The organism is Xenorhabdus griffiniae, from assembly GCF_001028135.1.
Taxonomy (GTDB): Bacteria; Pseudomonadota; Gammaproteobacteria; order Enterobacterales; family Enterobacteriaceae; genus Xenorhabdus; species Xenorhabdus bakwenae.
The window spans coordinates 1-479 of the sequence record NZ_LDNM01000223.1; the positions used below are offsets into that span (position 1 = coordinate 1).

The 479-nt window shown below is 60.5% G+C and carries 1 protein-coding gene; it reads left to right on the forward strand.

The window, feature by feature from the left end:
* Positions 1–17: 17 nt before the first annotated feature.
* On the forward strand, positions 18–479 hold a 462-nt coding region (locus AAY47_RS22175), incomplete at its 3' end, for a hypothetical protein (protein ID WP_160300225.1).

Below are 479 nucleotides of genomic sequence, written 5' to 3' on the forward strand. Positions count from 1 at the left end.
CGGCACACCCGGAGCAGTTGGGTGACCGCCTGTTTGACCATATCACCGGGCTGACTGAGCGTGCGTCAGATTTGTTTGATCAGGTCATGGCACCGGTGCATAACAACATGCGCTATCTCGCCAAAGGCAAGGCGGCCCTGTCCGGTATGTTAAACACCCTGACCCTCATGCGCGGTGAGTTGGCTGGCGTGATCAGCCAGGGGATTGATTACCTGAATTATCCCCGGGCATTTGTCCACGACCTGCAATCCATTCTGGATGTGCGCACCGGGGGCATCGGGGATTTACTGGATCTCAAATTCCCCGGTGTGATCAATTTGGGGCGCAGTGGGCGTGCCTCGGGTCGCCGGGATTCATCGGGCGGCAACGGTTCACCCGGCAACCCGGCCTATTCCGCCCGTCAATCCGCCTCGCGCCGCCAAAATGAGGGCTATCTGCCGGGGACGGCAACCACGGCTGCTGTCCTCAGTCAGGGGGTC